Source organism: Lactobacillus mulieris, assembly GCF_007095465.1.
Lineage (GTDB): Bacteria > Bacillota > Bacilli > Lactobacillales > Lactobacillaceae > Lactobacillus > Lactobacillus mulieris.
In genome coordinates, this window is record NZ_SDGL01000001.1 from 14,583 (window position 1) to 40,679 (window position 26,097).

Genomic DNA, 26,097 nt, shown 5'->3' on the forward strand with positions numbered 1-26,097 from the left:
GTTTGAAGCTCTCACTTCAAACTTTCTAAGTAAATCTAATTACTTGTTGTATTTTGCGTCGTGCAACTTTTGCATCAAGCCAGCACCTGAAAGAAGTGATCTAACAGTGTCTGATGGTTGTGCACCTTTTTGAAGCCATGCGAAAACTTTTTCTTCGTCAAGCTTTAATTCCTTAGGTTGTGAAACTGGGTTGTAGTAACCTACTTCTTCAATAAAACGACCATCACGTGGAGCTCTTGAGTCAGCAACTACGATACGGTAGAAAGGCTTTCTCTTTGAACCCATACGACGCATACGAATTTTAACTGCCATAGTTTGAATTCCTCCTAATTAATTAACGATATATAATATACCAAACAAAATAGAAGGTGTAAAGTATTTTTCCTTAACAGTTTAAATTTTTATGATTTAAATCTTTTAATGTGTTTTAGACGCTTCTTTTTACCTTTCTTAAATTGCTTACCCATACGGCGCATTGCAGCTTGAGCCATTGGTGAATCCATTCCTGGAAGTCCTGCCAAAGCCTTGGTATTACCACTAGTAATTTTTTGCATCATATCTTTTGATTGTTTAAATTGTTTAATCATCCGATTAACTTCCATAATTGGACGACCAGAACCAGCGGCAATTCTCCGTCTTCTAGAAGGATTAAGCAAATCTGGATCTTGACGTTCTGCTTCAGTCATCGAGTAAACGATAGCTTTAGTATGAGCGATTTGCTTTTCATCAATTGAGAAATTTTTAAGTTGTGGATTATTAGCCATGCCTGGAATCATCTTCATAATTTGGTCAAGTGGGCCCATCTTTTGAACTTGTTCTAATTGATCAATAAAGTCATTAAAATCAAAAGTGTTTTCACGCATCTTTTGCGCAACTTTTTCTGCCTCTTTGGCATCGTAATCTCTCTGGGCTTTTTCAATTAAGGTTAAAACATCCCCCATACCCAAAATTCTTGATGCCATTCTATCTGGGTAAAAACCTTCAAGCTCAGATAATTTTTCACCTTGACCAGTAAACAGAATCGGCTTGCCAGTAACTGCTCTAATTGAAAGAGCAGCACCACCACGAGTATCACCATCAAGTTTAGTTAAAATAACACCAGTAACATCTAAACGCTTATCAAAAGTCTCAGCAACTTGTGCACCAACTTGACCAGTCATTGCATCAACAACTAAGACAATATTATCAGGCTTAGCTACTTCTTTAACTCGTTCTAATTCTTCCATTAACGCTTCATCAATTTCAAGTCGACCAGCGGTATCGATTAAAACATAATCATTTTTAGCTTCCTTAGCTTGAGCTAAACCATCAGCCACAATTTTAGCGACATCTTTTTCATCTTCACTAAACACAGGTACTGACAATTGATCACCAATTTGCTTTAACTGATCAATTGCTGCAGGACGGTAAATATCACCAGCAATCAATAAGGGACGAGCCTTTTCAGTATCCATTAAATACTTAGCTAATTTACCAACAGTAGTAGTTTTACCAGTACCTTGCAAACCAACCATCATAATAATTGTTGGAATATGGGGAGCTTTGTTTAACTTGGCAGCTTCTTCTCCCATCATCTTAGTTAATTCATCATTAACAATCTTAATAATTTGTTGACCGGGAGTTAAACTACCTTGAACTTCTTGACCTAAAGCTCTTTCCTTAATTTTTTTAATAAAGTCTTTTACGACTTTAAAATTAACATCAGCTTCAAGTAAGGCAAGTCGAATTTCACGACTAGCAGCATTAATATCTGCTTCGCTAACCTTACCTTTCCCAGTTAAATTTTTTAATGCTTTTTGAATTCGCTCACTTAAATTTTCAAAAGCCATCTAACTATTCTCCTCTAATTAATTTAATTAACTTAGTTAAGTTATCGTGACAAGCCTCTGGATTACTATTTAGCTCTTTTAAAGCCTTACTAGCCAAATTTTCCATTTTAACGTAGTCACTCTTAAGGTGAAGCTTCTTTTCATAGTTTTCCAAGCTTTTACTAGATCTGCGTAAGTTATCATAAACAGCCTGACGCGAAACACCATGATTATCAGCAATTTCACCTAATGATAAATCATCATAATAATAATCTTCAAAATAGGCCTGTTGCCCTTTCGTTAATAACTGACCATAAAAAGAATATAAATCAGCTAAATTTTCATTTTTTATAAGTTCCATTTACTTCACCAATTCATAGTATACCAAAACAAAAAGCTACACTCCATGGTGTAGCTTAATTCATAGATAACTTACTTAATAAAGAAACAAAATACTGAAAACAAGATGAAGTCCCAAAGTGATTGTAAAAACACGAAATAAGGTTTCGTTTTAGCTATTTGACCTAATAAGAAATAACTTGGAACAACTGACAAAATTAAAAATATACCTGCAAATAAGATATTGGAATGAACCGTATTAAGCATCAAAAAAGTAAGTAAAATCATATTAAGAAGATGACCTACTTGATATTGATTTAAAGTCATATTTATCACCGTCCTCTTTTTTGTAACCGCTTTTATAATATTATTATACAAGATTAGATAAGAAAAAGCTTTTTAGATATCAAAAAAGGCGTAATATCAAGCTTTTAAGCTTGCTTACGCCTTTAATATTTACTTAAATGTATTACACGATCAAAATATTGCTCTAACTCTAAATTAAAATTATGTGCAATAAAAACAACGGTAACATCTAATTGAGATAAATATTTCAAAATTTTCTTCGTACCTGTTTCATCGATTGCACTCGTTCCCTCATCAATAAAAATAATCTTTGCTTTATGCACCAATGCCCTCGCCAAAATAATTTTTTGTCTTTGACCACCAGACACATTTAGCTTTTCTAAATCAACGGGTTCATTAATTCCAAGCGAAAACTTAGCTAAATCAGAATCAAGTCCCACTTTTTTAACTACCGATAGAGCTGTTGATTTTAGTTCCTTATCGTACATAGTAATATTATCCAAAATTGTCCCAGGAAGTAAGCTAGGCTTTTGAGGAATATATCTAATTTGTTGAGGGTCATAATTTATCAGTTGTCCATTTTTTAAAAAGCTGATTTTTCCAGTCGTTGGTTTTAACTGTCCTAAAATCAACTTCATCCAGGTAGACTTGCCTGCTCCAGTATCACCAGTCAGTAAAACTTTTTCACCAGCTTTAATATTTAATTCAGGATATGATAAGCTCTCCCCATTTTCAAATTGAAAAGTTAAAGGGCTAGTTGCAATGTCAACCGCATAATTTGGTATATTTTTTACTTCTTCTTCAAGCTCATGACAATCACTTAAAATTTCCCGGCTCAATTTATCAGTTCCTTTAATTTGACCCCAAGAAGTAGTTAACCTTGTAATTGAATTAGTTAAGTAATATTCATAATTTCCTACCGCAATTATCAAACCAAATTCCGCTTTGCCTGAGATAAACAAATAACCAGCAACAAGGTATAGAACAGTGGTAAAAATCGTTGCCATTAATTTATTTAATAGAATTAGAATTTGAATATTCCCAGTTTGTTTAAGATTAGCCCTTTCTAAGCTGGTAGAGGAGCTGGCTAAAATCTTGAATAATTTAGCTCCCGCTAAAAAGTGCCTAATTTCTGCAATTCCATCTAACCAATTTTCAATTTGAAAAAGATATTTTTGATTGGCAGCAGAGATTTTTTGAAAGGACTTTTGCATTGCTTTTTGAATAAATTTAGGAAGGAAAAGTGAAATAATAGTAACCAAAATTGTAACTAAAAAAAGTAACCAATTAGCATACCACAAAGCAAGAGCAGCAAAAACAATTAAACAAATACAAGAAATCAATTCTGGTAAAAGCAAAAATTTCTCTTGTCTTAACATGCTTATATCATTAGTAAGCCGATTTTCCCATCGAGCTAATTCAAACTTTTTTTCTTTATAAAAATGACTGATTAACTTCAATCTAACCTGATGGGAATATTGTTGAAATTGTCTTTCCAATAAATACGTTGAAATTGGTCCCAAAAACACAATTACCACATCAACAACTAGTGATAACAAAAGCATATTTAACCAAAGATTGAAATCATTTTTTTGAATTGCAGTTGTCGTGATTGCTATCAGGTAAGTTGCTAGGATAGTTGCAAAAGAACTCAAAATTATTAATAAAATAGAAATGCCAAAATTTAAAGGATTTGTTTTGATGAAGTCTTTAAAATTCAACTTCTTCACCCCTTCTCCAAATGAATCTGGTGGGTAAATAATTTCTTTGTTTCTGCTGGTAAGTTATGAGCAATAACAACAATTGTTATTTCTCTTTGCAATAGATTTTTGAAAATATCAAAACTAGTTTTACTATCAATTGCACTAGTGGCTTCATCAAGTAATAAAAATTTTGTATCGTGCAAACTAGCACGAGCAAGTACAATTTTTTGCATTTGCCCACCAGAAAGATTCTCATTTGCTAAATTAACTATTGTACTTAGTCCTTGAGGTAAAACTGCTAAATCTCGATCAAAATCAACTAATTTACAAGCTTTTTGAACTTTATCAATAGCTAAATTTTTAAACATTGTAATATTATCCAAGATACTAACTGGAAATAACTTAGCATCTTGAGCTAGATATAGCATATCAAGATTACGATTTTTAATTTCTTGGCCATTTTGCTTAAAGAAGTTAATTTGACCTGCTACTGGTTTTAATTCACCAATTATCAGTTTGAATAAAGTAGACTTACCCACACCACTTTCGCCAGTCACTAGAACTTTATCACCAGGTTTGATTTCAAAATCAGGATAACGAATTTCTTCACCATTTTGATATTTGAAAAGCAAATTTTGGCCCTTGACTCCACCTACAGCTTCATTTTCATTATCTAAAATTGGTTTAAATTTTTGACTTAGTAAAATTTCTTGATTTAAATCACGACTTGATTTGAGCTTCATATACTGATTAATTAAAGTACCAAGGCTTGCAAAAATATTAAAAGCAAAATAACTAGCAACCATCGTACTCCCAAGATCTAATTGATGAGCAAAAAATAAAATAGCCGCACTTGCTGCTAAGAGAGTCTGAGCTCCAATATTTAGTCCACTATTAAAAAAATCTGCAAATTGCATAGCCTTTTGTTCATTTAACTGAGCTTTTTCAAATTTGCCCGCTACTTGACCGAGTTCATTTGTTAGTTTGTGTTTTTTATGATATCTACGTATTTCTTCAATTCCTCCCAACCAGTTATGGGCATTTTTAAGAAGTAATTGATTTTTATCGGCCACTTTCTTACTTGCACGTGCAAGATAATTTTCCAATAATTTTGGTGCTAACATAATCAAGCTAAAACAAAAGAAAGTTATTAAAATTAAACCCCAATGAAGTGTTAATAAAACGCCTAATGAAAGAAAAAACGATATTGAATTAACTGCAATTTCATAATTAGCTTGAGCAAAATTATCTGATAACGTTTTTAAATTATTGCTCAGTTCATTTTGCATTTTAGAAATATCATGACAATTTTGATAATAGTAACTTTTAACTAAGCGAGCTCTTATTTGATGAAGATAAGCTTGTTTTATTTTTTCAAAACTATAATTTGTCCAGCCTTTCCCAATCCCAGTAATTACTGCTAGAAGAACGGTAACTAACAAATATGCTAAGAAATCTTTAAAATCTCTTTCTGATAAACTATTAATCAAAAATTTAAATACATAAGTACTACTTGTTGTTAGAATACTGGTAAATATCAATAAAAAGACTAGTAAAAAGCTCTGCAGGTAGTTAATTTTCAAAAGTCCTTTTAAATTCATATCTCCCCCTCCTTTATTTTGGTAAGAGCTGGATAAAGGTCTGATAACCACAATCAATAAATACTTGGCGAATATTAGTTAATTCTGTAGTATTCTTATCAAACAAAGCCTGGTAATACCTACCTAATAACTTATAAGCAAACAAAGTTAAATTAGCAGGCATTTTTTCGAGGTAGTTCTGCACATTGCGAGATTGATTGAATTCATTATTTTCATAGCAATTATCTAAATAATTAACTGAAATTGCTGCAATCACTTCTACTATCTCAAGATTAACTCCCTTAAAATCAGAGAATTTATTCATTATTGAAGCCATAAAAAAGGTAAGCTGATCAAGGTCATAGATACGCATTGTTAATCTAAAAATTTTTAAAGAGCTTAATGACCAACTATTTTGCTTAAAAAGTTCGGCTCGTAGTTTTTGCATTAGAGAATCAGATAATTTTGCATTCCTTTCAGTTTTGATAAAGAAGGTTAATAATTCAACCTGTAGATTCAAAAAACTAACATCATTACCTGTATATTTCGTTAATTCTGTTTGAAGTTCAGCTAATTGTTTTAAATCCTTGTTATACCATATATCCAAGACTCTATCCGTAAAAGTATTAAGATTAAAATAGTCAGTTTTTACTTTTGAATCAATTTTCATAAAGAAAGACGGTATATCTATGCAATGTGCATCTAAAATAGCTAATAAATCATTTACATTTATTTCATGAAGATTATTTTCAACCTTAGAATAAAAAGATGGTGAAATTACTTCAGCAGCCATAGCTGATTGAGTAAGATTTAAATTTTTTCTTTCTTGTTTTAATGCTTCTCCAACCGTCATTTAATCCACCTTATCATAGCGTCATTTCAGACTCAATTGGAATGAAAAATGGATTCTCACCTTTTCTAAAGACCATTCGATCAATTACTATAACACCCAGTTGTCCGACACCATAATCCATGGCATTTTCATACCCCGTTTCATCTAAAATATTCCACTCTCCAGAACTGGGATTAAAGAAATTAAGTAAATCATATTGTAATAAATCATCCAATTTGGAAAAATGCTTTTCATGGTACTGATTATATTCAAAAATCGTATTTAAAATTCCTTGTCTTCCATGACAAAAACAAGCTTCGATTGTGCAAAATCCCTTTGATAAAAACGAAATAATTTTAGATAAAGAAGAAAATTTTATTTTTCCATGTGAAAGTAATTCAATCCTATTAAAGCCAAAAGCAATTCCAGCGAGTCCTTCACACCAAGAATACTTTAACGAATCTGAAAAGAAGCTTTTATTAATATTTATACTTCTATCCACTATTTTATCAGCTTTTTTAAGTTCTAACTGAGCTTTACTTTTAAAATCTCTATTTTTAAAGTAACAACCTAAAAGATACAAAACATAAGCTTTCCCCACACTTCCATGAGCGAAATTAATTCTTGAGAAATTTGTGGTTTCAAAATCAATATCGTAAAAGCTTTCAAATATCTTTTCCCCTAGTTTTTTTAATTCTTTTGAAAAGCTAGCATCTTTTAATAATAAATTTAAATATAATAGAGTGTAAGCTTTTCCGGAAACACCTAAAACAAAATCGTTAACCTCTTTTTTTTCAGGCCACGATAGAATAATCTTTTTTGCTTCATTCCTTAATGTCGAAGAATCAATTTCTTTTTCCTTGAATAACGCAATTAAATTCCAAATTAATCCTGTACTTCCAAACAAATAACTATCTCCATATTCAAAATTATTGCTTATATCAAGTACTTTTTGTTTTATCGGAAGTTTTTCAGCGCTTACTTTCAATGCTGTATCGACCCCAGAAATTCCATGCTGAATAGATAATTCACTAACGTATTGACCAAAATTTTTACTTTTCCACCATTTTTCACCTATCTTATAATCTGATTTCTTTAATTGTTTCGGAAGCTCTTCTAAAGAATTCATCAATAAGCTAGTATCAAAATCTTTAATTGAGTCAACGTAAAATCCGTATTTATAAATATCTTTTATTTTATTTTGGTTCAAATTTTCAGATACATATGGATTGGGGTCTATTGACAATGACAAAATATAATTGGCAATATCTAAAAAAGCACTAAATTGAGGATTCAATTTTGAAGCTAATTTATTTTGATTAATCAAAATTCTAACTGCATCGTTAAGATTTTCAGAATTATATTTTGGTGTTTTTCCAAGTGTCAAGGTAATTATAATAATGCCTAAAGAAAACAAATCTTCTTTCTGTGTCAAAAAAGTTTTCGTAGAATAATTTGGAACATAATATGGTGTTTTAAAAGTTCTTTTATATTTTTTATTTGCATTTTTCCTAACATATTCAAGATCAACCAAATATGTTATTCCATCTTTATAAATAAAATTACTATTAGTTACATCACCAATTATATATCCTGCTTCATGGATAAGTCTTATAGTATTGCAAATTGAAAGAATCACACTTAATAATTTTTCTTTACCAAAAAAGCTATCCAAACTTTTCCCATCAATAAATTCCGTAACTTGAAATTCTATATTATTTTCATTGAAATAAGATTTCACTTTTGGAATCACATTTAAATTACTAAGATTGCGTAACATTTGATTCTCGTTCCTTAATAGTTCTTTAGCGGAATAAGCAGCACAATCATTCTTAACATACGGATTTGCCGATTTAATTATCACTTGTTTTCCAGTTACATTCTCAACACCTAAATAGACATCACCTTTGTTTTTTTGCGCCATTATTTCAATAAAACTATATGAATTTAGCTTGGATTGTTTTGAAATATTTTTTTCGGGTACTAATAACCATTTTTCCGTTGAACCAAATGGCCACTCTACTCCTTCAGGAAGATCAAAATAACCAACTCTACTATCTTCAATAATTTCACCTGAAGGTAACGTCATATAAAGAAGCTCTTTTTGAGCTTTTAAATCCCATCTTGCAATTTTCTTAAAAGCACCATATCTGAATTGAACGCAACTATTATTCGGTAATTGATAATCAGTAAATATTTGAGGAGCTTTAAAATTTTTTAGCTTTGTAAAAAGTTGTTTAATAACAATTTTAAACACATTTATATTTTGCGGATAAAATGTAATAAATTTATTTGCTTCTGCTACTGGTATATGTGGATCGTTTAAGATTTTAAAACATTCTATATTTTTAGCAACCTTGAAAGAACAGTCATTTGCTTCAAAAACAGCTTTTGCAATTTGAAAAACTTTATACTTATCTTCAGGTCTTGCTGCTAAATGTCCTTTCCATCCAGAATCAGGTAATTTTTGACTCTTGACGTTAAAATAAATCCAGAAATCAGAGACATTTATAGAATATTTTTTAGAAGTTCCTTTTTTTAAAAATTTTGAAAACTCGTCTTCTTTTTGATTGGCATAAACAAAAGGTAAATATTTATTCATTCTATTCCCTCCTTCTTAAATAAAAAAAGACTAATAAAATTAGTCTTTTAATAAAGATTTAACAAGTATAAGAACAAGTGTAAGAACACAATTTAGGTCCACCTGTAACTTCTCTGACTGGTAACTTCTTTAAATCTTTCATGCTAAATACTTTTACAACTTTCATAACTAAAATCTCCTTTTCTTTTTAATTTAATTAAATTTTATCATGGCTTTTTTTATAAAATTTATTTATTCAAATTTGAAAATTTATTTTCGAATACGAAAGTTTGTAACAAAAAGTGGGATAAAAGGGGGGCTTAGCTTATTGCTAACAAATAGATATACAAATTAATTTAGTTCAGATTGGACTTTTAGTTTGTGCAACACTTGTGCAACAAAATTACAATTAATAGTGATTAATAGCATTTTTACAAAAACAAAAAAAGCGTAATATCAAGCTTTTAAGCTTGCTTACGCCTTTCATTAATTATAAATTTTTATCCATATTGAATGTTAATTTACTCATATTAATACTTTCGGTTAACATCTTGCCCCATAATTTTTCAGTTTGTTCACGAGTATAACGAACAGTTTCTTGATTTTCTTTAGTCAAGAATTCTGTTAATTCTTCACCCTTCAAATCTCCTGCCTTAGCAACAACTTCTTCAATTCTTGCTCTAAAGTAGCGACGCATTTCAATTAGATAATCTGTATCAAATTGAACAAATTGTGGGTAATGACTTTCAACAGTTGCCGCTACTGCCTTGTAGAACCACCAGGCATCTTTTTGATTGAAAGTTAAGCTAGTATTCTTAAAACTTTCTTCAGTATCGTTCATATTGGCGAAGAATGGAATAAATGGTGTAAAGGTTGGTCCACCAATACATAACCAGTAAATCGCAGCCTTGTCTTCTGGCAAGTCATTTCTAATTTGTAAGATGTGGGCATTTTGAGTTCTATTTAAACCAATTGGACGGTAGCGATGCTTTTCTTCATCAGTACCCTTGCCATATGGATCAAATGGAGTTTCTTGATAGTGACTACCTAAAACAAAAGTAATATCATCAGGATTAATTAATTTTTCTGCCTTACGAATAAATGGTAAATCGCCATCTTCAGGATCTTGTTCAATACTTGGATTGAAGTATCTTTGAGCGTACCAAACACGGCTAGTGTTGTAATGACGGTCTTTTTCATTGTATGTACCAAAAATGTGTCGGAAGTTAAAGCCTTCTCGATCAACATTTAAGTGGTGCTTTTCAACGAACTCTTGAATACCTTCACTCCACATAAAGTTGTCAGGATCGTTAAAGTCAACTTGCTCAATTGAAACTCGGTTTGCCGCAACTGCATAGCAATCATCTGGAATTCTTTGGGCTACCCAGTGGTGACCGGTAACAATTTCCATGTACCAAACTTCATCCTTATCACCGAACAAAACTGAATTACCAGCTGCAGAACCATACTTTTTAATTAAATCACCCAATAATTTAACTCCATCACGGGCTGAGTCAATATAAGGTGCTACCACATTTTGCATACAGTCTTCATCAAGACCATCAACAACTAAGGGATCGAACGCTAAAGTTCTTTCATTACCATAAGTTGATTCAGTACAAGACATCGCAACGTTCTTTTCATTGATGCCACTTTCTTCATAGTAACCTAATTTTTTGTAATCAACATTAGGAACTGCTTGCGTTCTATATGCCCAATCTGGCAAATCCATTTCAAATTTATTAAGCCATGACTTAATATGGCGGCCTTTTTCACCTTTAACAGCAGGCTTTACCACAAATTTTTGTGGAGTAATTGGTAAAAATGTGTCATCATTTCTAGCAATCATTGTTGAGCCATCAATAGATGCTTTTTTACCAACTAAAATAGTTGTACATGCGCTTAATTCTTTCATTTTTTTCTCCTTATACAATGCCGTGGAATAAACCAACAGCATAACTAGCTGCATCAAAATCAGCTAAATCTTCTGCCTTTTCACCTAGACCAACTAATTTAACAGGTAATTTCATTTCATTTCTGATTGCTAAAATTACCCCACCTTTTGAAGAACCATCTAACTTAGTTAAAACTAATCCAGTTAACTTAGTAGTCTTATCAAAATCCTTTGCTTGAAGTAAGGCATTTTGTCCAGTTGAGCCGTCTAAAACCAATAATGTTTCACTTGGTTCTTCTGGCAGTAACTTTTTGATAGTACGTTCTATTTTTTCAAGTTCTTTCATTAAGTTTTGCTTATTTTGAAGTCGACCTGCTGTATCAACTAAAACATAGTCTGCCTTTTCTTCTAAGCCATGTTTAACACCATCATAGACTACACTTGCTGGATCAGCTTGAACGGGACCTGTTACAACTTCTGTTTCAGTACGTCTTCCCCATTCTTTTAGCTGTTCAACTGCACCAGCTCTAAAAGTATCAGCTGCAACTAAGACAACTTTCTTACCTTGATTCTTGAAACGTTGGGCCAATTTACCGATAGTTGTAGTTTTACCAGCTCCATTAACCCCAACAAAAAGGTAAACATTAGTCTTACCATCATTATACGTTAATTTTTCAGCCTCTGAATCACCATTTTGATCGTAAATGTCTACTAATTTTTGGACAATTAATTTTTTGAGTTCATCGTGACTCTTGGCATTTTGCAATTTTGCTTCGTCTTTTAGCTGTTCAACTAGTTCTTCACTAGTTTCAAAACCAACATCAGATTCAATTAGCAAATCTTCTAATTCATCAAAGAAGTCTTCATCAACACTTCTAAATTGAGCAAAAAAGGCATTAAGTCTAGCTCCAAAGCCCTGATTAGTCTTTTTCAAGCCACTATCATAAAGCTCTTGCGTTTTACTTTCGCTAGATTCTGCTTCAGGTTCTGTTTCTTCGCCTTTTTCTTCTTCTGAGCTACTATCTTCAACTTCTTGACTAGCCACAATATCTTTTTCTGGCTTTGAATCAACAACTTCTTCAGAATCAGTTTGCTCTTCTTTGGTAAAACTTACTTCCGGCTCATTTTTTACTTCATCAGAAGCTGAACTTTCATTTTTATCTTCAGCTGCTTCCGCATTAGTTTCAATTTCCGCTGATTTATTTTCTTCTGGTTTTACTTCATTAGTTTCTTCAGCAACTTCCGCCTTTTCCTCTTCTGGCTTAGAAGGAGCCTGCTTAGCTTTTTCCTCATTATTCCCAAATAATGTTTTTTTAATTTTGTCAAATAATCCCATTAACTCACCTCATCATTATCTTTAATCTCTTTCAATGACACTGAAAGAACCTGTGATACTCCTGATTCTTGCATAACTACACCATACAATTGATCTGCTTTTTCCATAGTTCCACGTCGGTGGGTAATCACAATAAATTGTGTATGCATATCATAATGATGTAAAAACTTAGCAAATCTTGTTACATTTGCATCATCAAGAGCAGCTTCTACTTCATCAAGGATACAGAAAGGTACTGGATTTACTTGTAAAATTGCAAAAAGCAAAGTTATTGCTGTTAAGGCTCTTTCTCCACCAGAAAGCAAACTTAACTTTTGGAGCTTTTTACCAGGTGGTTGAGCAATAATTTCAATCCCTGTTTCTAATAGATTATCACTATCAGTTAAAACCAACTTAGCATTTCCACCACCAAAGACAACTGGGAAAATTTGGCTAAAGCTCTTGGCAATTTCTTTAAATGCGTGACTAAAGCGCTTCTTAACTTCTTCATCAAGGTTAGCCATTGATTTTTCAATGTCTTCTTTAGCTTTAAGTAAATCAGCTTGTTGTCCAGTTAAAAAGTCATAACGGCTCTTAACCTCTTCATATTCTTCAATTGAAGACAAGTTAACAGGGCCAATATCATCTAAACTCATCTGATGCAATTTAACGCTTTTGGCTAATCTAGCCTGATTTTCAGAATTATTTTCAATTTCAGCCTGATTTAGAGCCATTTCATAAGTTAAAGCATATTCATCACGTAATTTATCAAGATGTTGCTTCATCTTAGTTTTAACTTGCGCTAAACTGACAGAATAACTTTCCTGCTCAGTTGCTGCATCTTTTCGCAAGTCGTAATTTCGAGTGAAACTAGCATCTAATTGGCTAATCTGAGCATCTAATTGTCCCAAGTGACTACTAATTTCTTTTAATTTTACTTCTAGTTCTTGTTTTTCTTTAGTCAATTCAGTAATTTTTTGAACTTTTTGAGCTTTTTGCTCAGCTGTTAATTCTTTATTAGAAGTTAAATCAGCTAGCTTAGTTTCTAAAAGTTTTACTTGGGATGTACTAGTCTCTTTTTGAGATGCTAAATCATGTAACTTAGCTTTCAAATTGTTTTTTTGATTGTGAAGAACAGCTAATTTTGGATTCAACTCTGCAAGCTTGGCTTGAACATCTTTATTAAGATTTGCAAAATCATCAATCTGATCTTTCTTTTCGGCCATTGCCTGTTTTTGTTTTTCTAAGCGGTCATTGATTTGCGTTTGTATTTGTTTTTTCTCTTTAATTTTTTCTTCTAAACGCTTGATTTCTGCTGCTCTTTCATCAGCACGATTTTGATAGAGATGATGCGCTTCTTTAAGACGCTTAACTTCACTTTCTTTGTTTTGATAACTTAAAGCTAATGCACTTAAATCTTGAATAGCCACTTGTAGTTCATCATTTAAGCTTGCAAAAATCTTTTTTTCTTTAGAAATTTTTTTATCTAAAGTAATAATCTTCTCTTTAGCTGCTTTTACTCCAGCTACCAATTCATTCACAGCTTTAGTTAACTTATTAATCTCACCAGCTGTTTGAAGTGGGGAATTATTTCTCTGATTCTTGGCCCCACCAGACATTGAACCACCCGGACTAATAACATCCCCATCTAAAGTAACAATACGATAGCGATAGATATGGCTATTAATCTTCATTGCATTATCAATTGTGTCAGCAACAATTACGTTACCCAATAAATAATTAACAGCTACTGATATATCAACTTGCCCTTTAGTTTTAACTAATTCACTTGCAACTCCAATAAAACCAGGCATCGACTTTAAAGTTGTGACTGTTGATGAAGGAATTGTACTAAATCGCAAGCCATCTAATGGAAGGAAAGTTGCTCGCCCCATTCGATTTTGCTTGAGTTGCATAATTGCGTTTCTAGAAGATTGCTTAGTATCAGTAACCAAATCCTGAACACCGCCACCTAGTGCAGTTGTTAAAGCCGCTTCTAACTCAGCTGGGAAATCAAGCAACTCACCAACAGCACCAATAACGCCTTGATATTGATCCAAATGATTTAAAATATTTCTAACACCATAGTAATACCCTTCATGGCGCTTTTGAATATTTTCTAACGCTTCTTTCTGAGCCTTAGCTGCTTGATATTTTTGACTTATATCTTGCAAAGAGCGATTAGCTAAGTTTTGTTTGGCTGTTAAATCATTAATTAAATCACTTTTTAGTTGAACTTGATTTTGTAAGTTATTTTTCTTAGCACTAGCTTCTTGACCTTGCTGCTTTAATTGAGTTAGTTCTGCCTCAGCCTTTTCTAGTTCTGCTTCAGCTGTCTTTAATTCAGGCATTGCAGCATTGTTTAGCCGTTTCAATTCATTTTCTGCATAAACCAAGTCATTATTATTGCTTGTTTGATCTTGCAAGCTTTGAATGTAATCATTACGCAAATTTTCTAATTCCTTGCTCAAGGTTTCAGGATCAGAATGTAAGCTTTGCGCATATCCATCCCTCTTTTTAGCTAAAGCAGCTTCTTGAGTAGCAACTTGATCTACTTCTTTTTGTAAAGAGGCTTCTTTTTCAGTCAAGGAAGATAAGTTCTTTTTTAACTCATTTAACTGATTTTCATACTCATGCTTTGTTGCATCATTATATTGGTCAGATTGTTCTGCAACTTGTAAATCAGTATTTAAGTTGGAAGTTTCTTGCGTTAGGTTAAGAAGACGTTCTTGCAATGCTTCTTTTTCCTTAGTTGTTTTAGCTAGTTGATTTTTTTTCTGTGCCAAATCATTTTGAGATTGGCTAACTTCCTCATCAAGCTTATTAAGCAAAATCTTACTTTTTTCTGTTTTTTTAGCTAGTTCAGTTCTTTTTAGTTCTAAATCTTGTAACTCAAAGGCTAGCAAAGTCTTTAAATCTTTATCTAACCCAGCTTTTTGGAATTTATATTCTTTTGCCAGGCTACTTTGCTTATGAAGCGGCTCAACTCGTCCTTCAAGTTCATTAACCAAGTCATTAATTCTGATTAAATTATCAGTAGTTTTAGCTAATTGATTGGTTGCTGCTTGTTTTTGTTCCTTAAATCGAAGCACTCCAGCAGCCTCTTCAAAGATAGCACGACGATTTTCAGGTCTAGAATTTAAAATTTCATCAACTTTTCCTTGAGAAATAATTGCTAATGAATCTTGTGAAATTCCAGAATCCATGAACAATGCATGCACATCTTTTAAGCGAACAGTTTGATTATTAATTAAATATTCGCTATCTCCACTACGTAGGATTCTCCGGGCAACCGTTACACGATCAGCATCGAAGTTAAGAGCACGATTCTTATTTTCAAATACAAGCTCCACTTCCGCATGATTCATTGGCGTCCTATACTGGCTACCCGCAAAAATTACGTCTTTCATGTTACTACCACGCAAAGACTTAGCGCTTGACTCACCCATTACCCAGCGAATTGCTTCTGTAATGTTACTTTTCCCACTACCGTTTGGACCAACGATACCAGTGATGCCATCGCCAAATTTTATTTTTGTTTTTTCTGCAAAAGATTTAAACCCTGTTAGGGTAAGTTCAGTTAATGGCACCTTTTCACCTTATTTCTCTTGATATTTTATTAATGCTAATTTAGCTGCTACTTGTTCAGCTGCTTTTTTATTATGTCCACTACCTTCGGAAATTTTCTTTCCTTCAACAAATAATGCTACTTTAAAATTAGAAGGAAGTTTAGTTTCCTCAAGAACTTGATACTCAATCTTAATTGCACCATTGACTTGTAAAAGCTCTTGTAAATCAGTCTTATAATCTCTTGAATCAGTAAATTCGCCACTATCAATCAATGGATAAACAGTTAATTTTAAGAATTTTTGAACAGCATCCATTCCTTGATCAAGGAATAACGCCCCATTAAATGCTTCAAAAACATCTTCTAGTAAAGTTTTTCTTTCTCTAGCGCCTGTTTTTTCTTCGCCGCGCCCCAAATTAATCTCAGCTGGGAAACCACACTCAATAGCAAAGCCAGAAAAGCCTTCTGTACGAACAATGTTAGAACGTAAGCGGGTTAGCTGCCCTTCATTTAAGCTTGGAAAATGCCGATAGAGATAATCCGAAACAGCTAATTCAAGCACAGCATCTCCTAAAAATTCCAGCTTTTCATAATTACCAGCTGACTCCTTAGGATGCTCATTTACATATGAAGAATGTGTAAATGCTTCTTCAAGAAGTGTTTCATTTTTAAACTTAATTCCATATTCTTCAAATAAGTAATTTTTAAACTTTGTACTTACCATCTCAAAATCCTTTCTAAAGCTCTATTATACCTATTTTTCAGTACGCAAAAAAGGACCATCTCGGTCCTTTTTCAAATATTAAATCTATTTTTTATAAGCAACATAGTACCAGTTAGGGAAGCCATTACCATTACTCTTAGATGGCTGCAAACTGTAACCCGTTAACTTATCATTAATTGCCATAATTGAATATGAATTAGTAAGTGGAACCACATAAGCTTGGTTATTCATATATTGTTGCCATTCATGGAATTTCTTCACACGATATTTATGATTAAAGGCTTTTTGTGAGTCAATTTCACTAAGCAATTCATTGTTCTTCTTAGTTACAAATCTACTATAGTTAAATTGAGCTGTTTCACTATATAAATCATTTGGTGATGGTTCACTTGATAAACTCCATGCTCCGATAAACATATCAACGTTAGGAGCATCATTTTTCAATTTATCATAGAATGAATTAAATTCAATCAAACGTCCACCTGTCAAAACAACGTGCAAGCCCATCTTCTTCCATTGTTGAATGTAGTTTTGAATAACTGCATCTTGAATTGAAGAACCACTCATTGCTGCTAAGTGAATAGTTAAAGGTTTACCATTTGGCTGAACACGATAAGTTCCACGTTTTTTGTATCCAGCCTTATCAAGTAATTCTTCACCCTTTTTAAGGTTGAATGAATAACCCTTAGCATCTTTATCAAAGTAATCGCCAAATTGTTTTGGAATCAAGGTTGGAATTCTAAAAGTTAATCCAGATGAATAACGCTTATAAACTTGGTTAACGTTCATGCCATAAGCAATAGCTTGACGCAAAGCCTTATTATTCATCTTGGAATCTGTATCCATCACATTCTTGCCAAGAGTTGAATTGTATTTACCAACTTTAAATCCAAGATAAGTATATTGAAGAGGAACTTTAGCAATGAAGTTAACATTCTTGGTTGAATTAATGTTTTGCCATTGCGAATTAATTACTTGAGTTACATCAAACTTATTTGACTTAATAGATTGTGAAACAGAATTTGGTGAAACAACTGTTGCTGTAATTTGGCTTAACTTTGGAGTGCCACGCCAGTAATACTTGTTTGGAACCCAAGTAACTGATTGACCACGAACAATCTTAGATAGTTTATAAGGACCGAAGAACAATGGATTCTTTCTAATCTTATCTGATGAAGTTAACTTCTTAAAACTTACATCTTTCAAATAATGATATGGTTCTGCATTTTCCCAAATATAACCATTACCTGATTGAGTCATACCTGGCTTCATTTCATTAAAGTGAATAACTACTGTCTTACCATCTGGCATTTCAATACCAGAAATAGTGGACGCCTTTCCCTCGTGGTAGTCTTTCATTCCCACAATATCTTCCAAACTTGAAGTATAGTTTTGCGATTGAGTTTCCTTATTAGCAAGTATCTCGTAAGCAAATTCAATATCTTTAGCAACAACTGGTTGCCCGTCAGACCATTTCACATTATCTCTTAATTTAATAGTAGCTGTTTTAGCATTTTGATCAATTTTTATACTTGCAGCACCATCATTTGTGTATCGATATTCATCATCAGTTGAGAATAAGCTTTCACTCCCATACTGCATAACCTCACTATCAATTGCACTAGTAGACAATTCATTACTAAAAATCCCAGTAAATGGTGTATCAGTTTCGATAGCAACATTTACTTTTCCACCCTTTTTAGCAGTCTTAGTTGGAACTGCCTGCTTAAAACTAATCGCTTGCTTAGTAGCATTAGACCCATTATTATTGCCACCACAAGCAGTTGTTGTGAGGGCGACTGCTGTCAATAAACCTAAACCTGTAAATACCTTTAAATTTTTCATATTATTCTCCTCATCGTCATCCAATGACAATAACTATTTTACCACCAAAATTTAATGAAAAAAAGCATAGTTATTTTTTATAGAAATTTATTTTTATTTAAACTAAAGAATAAAAAATGAGAAAACAAAAAAGATTCCTTTCAGGAATCTTTTTCGAGGTATTATTCGGTTTGTATCGGTTTATTTTTTATTTTGCGTAAGCAACATAGTACCAGTTTGGTTGACCGTTACCATTACCGAGACTTGGCTTCAAACTATAACCTGTCAACTTGTTGTTAATAGCAGAAATTTCATAACCATTTGATACTGGAACAACATAAGCTTCATCGTTCATATACTTTTGCCATTCGTGGAATTTCTTCACACGGTAACTATTGTTAAATGCTTTTTGTGAATCAATTTCATTTAACAATTGAGTATTCTTCTTAGTTACAAATCTTGCAAAGTTAAATGGTGCTTGCTCACTGTATAAGTCAGCTGGTGATGGTTCACTAGAAAGTGACCAACCAGCCATAAACATATCGATATTAGGAGAATCATTTTGAATCTTATCATAGAATGAATTTGATTCCATTAAACGACCTGATGAAAGCTTAACATCTAAACCAATCTTTCTCCATTGTTGGATGTAGTTTTGTGTAATAGAGTCACTTACTGAGCTACCACTTCTAGCAGCAAGGTAAATTACTAACTTCTTACCATTTGGTTGAACACGATATTTACCCTTTTTCTTGTATCCAGCCTTATCTAAGATTTGTTCAGCCTTCTTCAAGTTGTATGAATATGCATCAGCATTCTTACTGAAGTATTTACCAAACTGTTCTGGAATTAAAGTAGGAACTCTAAATGCAAGACCGTTAAAGTAACGTTTGTAAGCTTCATTAACGTTCATAGCATATGCAATAGCTTGACGAAGAGCCTTGTTATTCATCTTAGAATTCTTGTCCATCACATTCTTGCCAGTCTTAGTATCGTATTTACCAACCTTAAATCCTAAATAACTGTAAGAAAGAGGTACTTGGGCAATAAAGTTAACGCCTTTAGTATTCTTCACATTATTCCATTGTGAATTGATAACTTGGGCAACATCAAATTTCTTACTCTTAATTGATTGAGTTACTGAGTTAGTACCAACAACTGTAGCAACAATCTTCTTAAGCTTTGGAGTTCCACGCCAGTAGTACTTATTTGGAACCCAAGTAGTTGATTGACCACGTACGATACTTTGTAACTTATATGGACCAAAGAATAGTGGGTTCTTTCTAACCTTGTCGCTAGATTCTAAGTCTTTAAAAGCGACATCTTTCAAGTAGTGGTATGGAACCGCAGTTTCCCAGAAGTAACCATTACCTGATTGGGTCATACCTGGCTTCATTTCCTTGAAGTGTAAAACAACTTTACGTCCATTTTCACCATCTGGCATTTCAATACCAGAAATAGTTGAAGACTTGCCTTCATGATATTCTTCAAGACCAACAATATCAGCTAAAGAAGAAGTATAACGTTGAGAATTAGTATCCTTGTTAGCAATAATTTCATATGCGTATTCAATGTCTTTGGCAGTTACTTGCTTACCATCTGACCATTTAACACCTTTTTTCACTTCAATTGTAATGGTCTTAGCATTCTTGTCTAACTTGAAAGTAGCTGCACCTTTGTTAGTAAATTTATATGAATCATCTGTAGCAAGTAATGATTCATTACCAAATTGCATAACTTCTGAATCGGTTGAAGTTGTTGATAATTCGTTACTAAAGATTCCTGTAAATGGGGAATCAGTTTCAATTGCATAATTTACTGTACCACCACTCTTAGCAGTTTTGGTTGGGACAGTATCCTTAAACTTAGAAACTGAACTTGCTGAATTTGAACTTGAATTTGAATTACTACCACATGCTGTTAATGTAAGAGCAACCCCTGTAAGTAATCCAATAGAGCTTAACACCTTTACTTTGCTCATATGACATTCCCTCCATTTGTTTGTCGGTTCATATCCAATTTGATGTTTTTAATCTTAGCATGGTTATTTTAATATTGCAACATTTTTATCTCATTTTATTTTTAATATTTAATTTTTAAAGCAGATATGTACCCTTTTGTATGCTTTAATATCAGCAATGTAACCACTTACTATAAATCTAACAATAATTATATTTTTTTGCTATTAATTTGCATTAAGACTTAAAAATCGCGATTTATTTTATGAAAAGCAAGATAAAAATTAAAGTTAAATTCGCAATTATAATTTTTTATTGCAAAATAAAAAGGAATCGTAAGATTCCTTTTTAATAAAATTAACTTAGTTTTCACGTTGACGAGCATCCCCGGCTCTTTGTAAAGCACGACCAACATAGTTAATGCTTAAAGAAATAATTAAAAGCAAAATTGTAGCTGGCACCCATAACCATGGTCTAGTAGTTACGTTAACTGGATCATTTGCATACCCAATTAATGTACCTAAAGAAGGAGTGGTAGTTGGTAATCCGTAGCCAATGAATGAAAGTCCTGTTTCAATCCCAATGTTACCAGCAACAGTCAAAATAACGTCAATAATAATCATTGAACTGATATTTGGCAAGACTTCACGGAACATAATTCTTAAATTAGAAGAACCTGAAGTTTTTGAAGCCAAAACATATTCACGGTCTCTTTGAGACAAGACAAAAGATCTATAATATCTAGTTGATGAAGTCCAACCAAATAATGAAATCATTAAAACCAAAGTAACAGCATTGTAATTTGGAATAGTTGCAGCAAAAACAATTAAAATTGGCATTTGTGGCAAAATTTGGATAAAGTCAACTATTCTCATAATGATATTATCAATAGTACCACCAAAATAACCTGAAATTAATCCAATTACTAATCCGACTACTTCTACAATTAAAGTAACAGATAACCCAATCATAATTGAATTACGGCCACCCATCATCAATAATTGTAGGATATCTCTCCCACCATCATCAGTACCAAAGATATGGCCGGCTTCGCCCCAACTATAGTAAGCATCGGCAATGTTAACTTCTGTAACTTGTGATTTGCTTAAAAACAATGATCCTACGAAAGTAAACAATAAGATTGCAATGATAATAATCAAAGCACCCATTGCCACTTTATCCTTCTTTATTTCACGCCAAACAACTTTAAATCCTGAAGGAGGTAAAGAAACTTTAGCTGCAGTTTTTTCTTTCTTTGTTGATTTATCTTTAGCCATATTTCTACTCCCTCCTATTGAATTCTAATTCTTGGATCAACAATACTCATAATAATGTCAGAAAGTAAGTTACCAACCAAAGTCAAAATACCATAAAGCAAAATCAAAGCAGTTAAAGTAGTATAGTCACGTTGACTAATTGAATCAAGGAATAACTTACCCATACCAGGATATGAGAAGACTGTTTCTAATAGAATAGAACCACTAAGCAATCCAGTAATTGTATTACCAAAGAATGCTGCTATTGGCAAAAGTGAATTCCGCAAAATATGTTTGTTGAAAACAACTTTTTCTGGAACACCTTTTGAGCGAGCTGTTCTTACATAATCTTCAACTTTATTATCAACAATTCCTGTTCTAAGATATTGGACTATGCCAGTTGTGCTAATCAAGGCAACTAAAGTACCTGGTAAAATCAAGTGGTAGATTCGACTCAAAAATACGCCAAAAGTTCCACTTGCATCTGAACCAACAGATCCACTAATTGGGAACCAGTTTAAAACAAATCCAAACAGATACAACCCCAAGATATAAAATACAAATCCTGGAATGGCAAAAGTGAAGTAGTTAAAAATTTGGATACTTTGATCTTGCCACTTATCTTGGTTACGTCCTGCACTAATTCCTAAAGGAATAGCAATTAAGTAAGTTAAAATCACAGTAAACAATGATAACCAAAATGTATTAATTGCCCGATCCCAAATAAGTGAAGCAACAGGTACGTGTTGGATATAACTAGTACCTAAATCACCATGGAATAAGTTTCCAACCCAACGTGTATATTGAACCCAAGGTGCGTCATTAAGACCAAGCTCTTGCTTTAGTCGAGCAATTTCCTTGGGGTCAGTATTAGGATTAATAGCACCAGTAAATGGATCCCCAGGCATCATCTTTGCTAAGAAGAAGACCAACACACTAAGTAAGAAAATTTGGGGAATCATGATAAGAAATCTACGTAAAATTGTCTTCCACATCTTATTCACCCTCCTTTTCAATCTTATGAATTTCTTCTTCTGGTAAAGCTACAAAGTGATTTCGACTCACTTCACGTAATGGAAATACTTTACCATCTTTGTCATACCATCTAGCTTGGTCTTCTTGGAATTCCTTTTCAACCGCTTGACGATGCTTTTTATTTTCAGCACGGTGTTCAACATCAACTCGTGGAATAGCTGATAATAAACGCCGAGTATAAATATGCATTGGGTTTTTATAAATTTCTTCACGAGAACCTAATTCAACTAAACGCCCGCGGTGCATAATTGCTAAATTCTCTGACATGTGCTTAACAACACCTAAATCGTGAGAAATAAACAAGTAAGCAATATTGTACTGTTGTTGAATGTTCTTCATAAAGTTCAACACTTGTGCTTGAACTGATAAATCAAGCGCACTAGTTGGTTCATCAGCAACAATAAGCTTAGGGTTTGTTGCTACAGCACGTGCAACCCCAATTCTTTGTCTTTGACCACCTGAAAATTCATGAGGATACTTATAAATCGCATCACTTGGCATACCAACGATATCAAGTAATTCTTGAACTCTCTTTCTTTCTTCATCAGTAGTCAAGTTTTCGAAGTTTCTAATTGGTTCAGCAATAATATCCTCAATTCTTTTTCTAGGATTCAAACTAGACATTGAATCTTGGAAAATCATTTGGACATCTTTGTTATAATTCAGCTTTTTACGATTAGCTGGCTTAGTAACATCAACACCCTTGTATAGAATTTCACCGCTGGTAACCTTTTCAACACCGACAATAGACTTACCTGTTGTTGACTTACCAGAACCAGACTCACCGATCAAGCCATAAGTTTCGCCTTCATTAATTGAGAAGTTAACTCCATCAACCGCTCTTACATAGTCTGTAATTCTGTTCCAAAAGCCGGAACGAATTGGATAATGGACTTTAAGATCTTTAATTTGAATAATTTCTTTTCCCATATCTTATTCCCCGCTTGCTTCTTGGTCATCTTGGAAGTGGAAATTCTTCCAACAAGTACATCTAACCCAATGTCCTGGTTCCACTTCATGTAATACTGGATTTTCTTCGTGTTCACTTGCTGGAATCCAAGGAATTCTTGAAGCAAAACGGTCACCAGTTCTTGGCATGTTCTTAAGAGAAGGCACAGTACCTTGAATAACATGCAAGTCTTCATCTTGATCATCACTTTGTGGCATAGAATGGAGTAATGATCTTGTGTATGGATGTTTTGGATTTTCAAAAATAGTCTTAACGTCTGCTTTTTCAACGATTTGACCAGCATACATAACAGCTACTTCATCAGCAGTTTCTGCAACAACCCCCAAATCGTGGGTGATTAAAATAATACCTGATTGAGATTCTTTCTGAATATCTTCAAGTAAGTCTAAGATTTGTGCTTGGATTGTTACATCTAAAGCTGTAGTAGGTTCATCGGCAATAATAACTTCAGGTTTACATGCAATTGCCATTGCAATAACCACACGTTGACGTAATCCACCTGATAATTCATGTGGATACATCCGGTACATTTCTTCAGGTCTAGGCATACCAACTTGGTTAAATAATTCAATAACCCGCTTCTTTCTTGCGCTTTCATCCATATCAGTATGGTAGTACAAGGTTTCTGCAACTTGGTCACCAACCCGCATTAAAGGATTCAAACTTGCCAACGGATCCTGGAAAATCATCCCGATATTATTACCACGAATCTTATTAAAAAGTGATTCATTTAAACCTACTAAGTTAAGTTCGTTATATAAAATATCTCCAGTAACCTTAGTATTCTTATGGTCATACAAACCAATAATGCTTGAAGCAATAGTACTTTTTCCGCAACCGGATTCACCTACTACGGCTAAAATCTCATTACGTTTTAAAGTAAAGCTAACATCATCAGCTGCATCATAGAACTTACCTTGCAACCGATATGCAGTATGCAAGTGTTGTACGTCTAATAGCAGATCGCTTTGCTTCTCCAAAGGTCATCCCTCCATCTAGCACGACTAAAAAATTAAAAGTCGATTAGTTTTCTTAATTTGTTTTCTAATTATAAACAAAATCTTAAAATCTTGCAAGTTTCTCTAGTTATTTTCTTATTGATGACTCTTAATATATTCAACAGCTTGTCCTACAGTTTCAAGCTTTGCAGCATCTTCATCAGAGATTTCTGCACCAAAAGTATCTTCAAGATCCATAACAAATTCTAAGAAGTTGATTGAATCGCCATCTAAATCCTTCTTAAAGTTTAATTCATTTGTCACTTTATCAGCTTCAATATCAAAATGTTCTGCTAACAATTCAGCAACTTTGTTAAAAATTTCAGTTTCGTTCATGGGATACCTCCAATATATTTTTATAAACAGTTTAAGCCAAGCTTAAATAAAAGTCTATTAATCTTGTTTTGAGAAGTCGTTTACAAATAACTTAATTAATTCTTCTTCAATCATCTTATCCATTTGTAACAATGTATAGTAAATTGCTCTCTTATCACTTCTACCATGCGTTTTTACTACAGGGGCATTTAAACCTAATAAAACTGCTCCACCATACTTTGCGGTATCAAATTTTTTAGCAACACCTTTTAAAGCAGATTTTATTAATAAAGCACCTAACTTGGTCGTCAAACTACCATTCAATAATGACTCTTTAATTAAATGAATAATTACACTTGAAGTTCCTTCAATATTTTTTAGGACTGCATTCCCTGTAAAACCATCTGTTGCAACAATATCAGCCTTACCATCTAATAATTCATTACCTTCAATATTACCAATAAAGTTTAATTTACTTTCTTTAAGCAACTGATATGCTTCTTTATGAATGTCATCACCCTTATCATACTCAGCGCCATTGTTTAAAAGAGCAATCCTTGGGTTCTTAATACCACGTACTTTTTCTGCATAAAAATTAGCCATTTCAGCCCATTTAAGGATATATTCCGGCTTAGCTTGGGCATTAGCGCCAACGTCAATCATGTTAAAGCCTAAATCAGAATTTTTGACTGGCAAAGTTGGCATTAAACCTGGACGCTCAACTCCCTTAATTCGGCCAACGATAAAAATTCCAGCTGCAAGTAAAGCACCAGTATTACCTAATGATACTAATCCATCTGCCTTGCCTTCTTTAACATATCTTGCTGCGACAACTAAAGATGAATCTTTTTTTCGTCTAATAGCTCTAACCGGTTCATCTTCATCTTGAATAATTTCAGTTGTAGCAATCACTTCTATCTGCTTATCAGTTGAATTATCTGCTAGCAATTTTTTTATTTTATTTTCATCACCAAATAAAAGAAATTTAGTATTTGGCAACTTAACTTTTGCCTCTAAAACAGCTTCAACAATCGCTTCAGGTGCATGTTCTCCACCCATCGCATCAATTGCAATTTTCCTCATAATTTCAC

General features: G+C 33.0%; 20 protein-coding genes. All 20 read right to left on the reverse strand.

Annotated elements, in window-relative coordinates; translation table 11 throughout:
• Positions 1-39 precede the first annotated feature (39 nt).
• Positions 40-312 (reverse strand): 30S ribosomal protein S16, encoded by a 273-nt coding sequence (gene rpsP / locus ETI37_RS00065; RefSeq protein WP_006584894.1) that lies wholly within the window; start codon positions 310-312, stop codon positions 40-42.
• 89 nt (positions 313-401) lie between these two features.
• Positions 402-1,829 carry a signal recognition particle protein gene (ffh, locus tag ETI37_RS00070; protein ID WP_006586892.1) on the reverse strand — a complete coding sequence of 476 codons (1,428 nt, stop codon included), beginning with the start codon at positions 1,827-1,829 and terminating at the stop codon, positions 402-404.
• A 4-nt stretch (positions 1,830-1,833) separates the two neighbouring features.
• Positions 1,834-2,169 carry a YlxM family DNA-binding protein gene (gene ylxM / locus ETI37_RS00075; protein WP_006586893.1) on the reverse strand — a complete coding sequence of 112 codons (336 nt, stop codon included), beginning with the start codon at positions 2,167-2,169 and terminating at the stop codon, positions 1,834-1,836.
• Positions 2,170-2,240: 71 nt separating this feature from the next.
• On the reverse strand, positions 2,241-2,474 hold the full coding sequence (locus tag ETI37_RS00080; RefSeq protein ID WP_006586894.1) for a hypothetical protein: 234 nt from the start codon (positions 2,472-2,474) through the stop codon (positions 2,241-2,243).
• 122 nt (positions 2,475-2,596) lie between these two features.
• Positions 2,597-4,183 carry an ATP-binding cassette domain-containing protein gene (locus ETI37_RS00085; protein ID WP_006586895.1) on the reverse strand — a complete coding sequence of 529 codons (1,587 nt, stop codon included), beginning with the start codon at positions 4,181-4,183 and terminating at the stop codon, positions 2,597-2,599.
• Positions 4,180-5,757, reverse strand: a complete 1,578-nt coding sequence (locus tag ETI37_RS00090; protein ID WP_034535762.1) for an ATP-binding cassette domain-containing protein — start codon at positions 5,755-5,757, stop codon at positions 4,180-4,182. The genes ETI37_RS00085 and ETI37_RS00090 overlap by 4 nt, the downstream gene beginning before the upstream one ends.
• A gap of 13 nt (positions 5,758-5,770) precedes the next feature.
• Positions 5,771-6,589 (reverse strand): helix-turn-helix domain-containing protein, encoded by an 819-nt coding sequence (locus ETI37_RS00095; protein WP_143458368.1) that lies wholly within the window; start codon positions 6,587-6,589, stop codon positions 5,771-5,773.
• Between the two features lie 13 nt (positions 6,590-6,602).
• Positions 6,603-9,170: a class III lanthionine synthetase LanKC N-terminal domain-containing protein gene (locus ETI37_RS00100; RefSeq protein WP_006586898.1), complete on the reverse strand. Its 2,568-nt coding sequence runs from the start codon at positions 9,168-9,170 to the stop codon at positions 6,603-6,605.
• A gap of 469 nt (positions 9,171-9,639) precedes the next feature.
• A complete protein-coding gene (locus tag ETI37_RS00105; protein ID WP_034535763.1) occupies positions 9,640-11,064 on the reverse strand; it encodes a C69 family dipeptidase in 1,425 nt (474 codons plus the stop codon).
• A gap of 10 nt (positions 11,065-11,074) precedes the next feature.
• Positions 11,075-12,379 carry a signal recognition particle-docking protein FtsY gene (gene ftsY / locus ETI37_RS00110; protein ID WP_006586900.1) on the reverse strand — a complete coding sequence of 435 codons (1,305 nt, stop codon included), beginning with the start codon at positions 12,377-12,379 and terminating at the stop codon, positions 11,075-11,077.
• Positions 12,379-15,948 (reverse strand): chromosome segregation protein SMC, encoded by a 3,570-nt coding sequence (gene smc, locus ETI37_RS00115; RefSeq protein ID WP_143458369.1) that lies wholly within the window; start codon positions 15,946-15,948, stop codon positions 12,379-12,381. Before smc ends, ftsY begins: the two co-directional genes overlap by 1 nt.
• Positions 15,949-15,957: 9 nt before the next feature.
• The gene (gene rnc, locus ETI37_RS00120) at positions 15,958-16,650 is read right to left on the reverse strand and encodes a ribonuclease III (RefSeq protein ID WP_006586902.1); all 693 of its coding nucleotides are present in this window, start codon (positions 16,648-16,650) and stop codon (positions 15,958-15,960) included.
• Between the two features lie 84 nt (positions 16,651-16,734).
• Complete coding sequence (locus ETI37_RS00125) at positions 16,735-18,495, reverse strand: oligopeptide ABC transporter substrate-binding protein (RefSeq protein WP_048598093.1); 1,761 nt, start codon at positions 18,493-18,495, stop codon at positions 16,735-16,737.
• A gap of 187 nt (positions 18,496-18,682) precedes the next feature.
• Positions 18,683-20,455, reverse strand: coding sequence for an oligopeptide ABC transporter substrate-binding protein (locus ETI37_RS00130; RefSeq protein WP_006586905.1), 1,773 nt, complete (start codon positions 20,453-20,455; stop codon positions 18,683-18,685).
• Positions 20,456-20,794: 339 nt separating this feature from the next.
• Positions 20,795-21,709, reverse strand: coding sequence for an ABC transporter permease (locus tag ETI37_RS00135; RefSeq protein WP_006586906.1), 915 nt, complete (start codon positions 21,707-21,709; stop codon positions 20,795-20,797).
• A gap of 14 nt (positions 21,710-21,723) precedes the next feature.
• Entirely contained in the window at positions 21,724-22,683 is a 960-nt protein-coding gene (gene opp4B, locus ETI37_RS00140) for an oligopeptide ABC transporter permease (protein ID WP_006587361.1), read from the reverse strand.
• A gap of 1 nt (position 22,684) precedes the next feature.
• The gene (locus ETI37_RS00145) at positions 22,685-23,653 is read right to left on the reverse strand and encodes an ABC transporter ATP-binding protein (RefSeq protein WP_006586908.1); all 969 of its coding nucleotides are present in this window, start codon (positions 23,651-23,653) and stop codon (positions 22,685-22,687) included.
• Between the two features lie 3 nt (positions 23,654-23,656).
• Positions 23,657-24,673 (reverse strand): ABC transporter ATP-binding protein, encoded by a 1,017-nt coding sequence (locus tag ETI37_RS00150; protein ID WP_006586909.1) that lies wholly within the window; start codon positions 24,671-24,673, stop codon positions 23,657-23,659.
• A 114-nt stretch (positions 24,674-24,787) separates the two neighbouring features.
• Positions 24,788-25,027 (reverse strand): acyl carrier protein, encoded by a 240-nt coding sequence (gene acpP / locus ETI37_RS00155; RefSeq protein WP_006586910.1) that lies wholly within the window; start codon positions 25,025-25,027, stop codon positions 24,788-24,790.
• 57 nt (positions 25,028-25,084) lie between these two features.
• A complete protein-coding gene (gene plsX, locus ETI37_RS00160; RefSeq protein WP_006586911.1) occupies positions 25,085-26,089 on the reverse strand; it encodes a phosphate acyltransferase PlsX in 1,005 nt (334 codons plus the stop codon).
• Between the last annotated feature and the right edge of the window lie 8 nt (positions 26,090-26,097).